This is a genomic window from Pseudoalteromonas sp. S3260 (genome assembly GCF_005886925.1).
In the GTDB taxonomy this organism is placed as follows: Bacteria; Pseudomonadota; Gammaproteobacteria; order Enterobacterales; family Alteromonadaceae; genus Pseudoalteromonas; species Pseudoalteromonas tetraodonis.
Map to the genome: position 1 here is coordinate 1 of NZ_PNCV01000291.1, position 335 is coordinate 335.

The window sequence follows — 335 nt, forward strand, 5'->3', positions numbered from 1 at the left end:
CTTCGTGCTCCTCATCGCGAGTACCAATGACTTTAATCTGATCACCAAAGCCCAGCTCACTAAACAGTTTTTTATCAAAAACATGCGGATTATTGGCAATGAGAATATTAGCCGCTTTAAGAATGCGTCCAGCACTACGGTAATTTTGCTCTAGCTTGATAAGACGCAGATGCGGGTAGTCTTTACTCAATTGTACGAGGTTTTGTGGCTTTGCCCCGCGCCACGAATAAATAGATTGGTCATCATCACCTACGACAGTAAAGCGCGCCCGCTGCCCGACCAATAGCTTAACCAATTGGTATTGGCTGGTATTGGTATCTTGGTATTCATCCACC

At 45.1% G+C, this 335-nt stretch carries 1 protein-coding gene; it reads right to left on the reverse strand.

Annotation, left to right across the window (positions count from 1 at the left end; translation table 11 throughout):
- Positions 1-335: UvrD-helicase domain-containing protein (locus tag CWC14_RS18520; RefSeq protein ID WP_171036892.1), on the reverse strand; the 335-nt coding region annotated here is incomplete at both ends.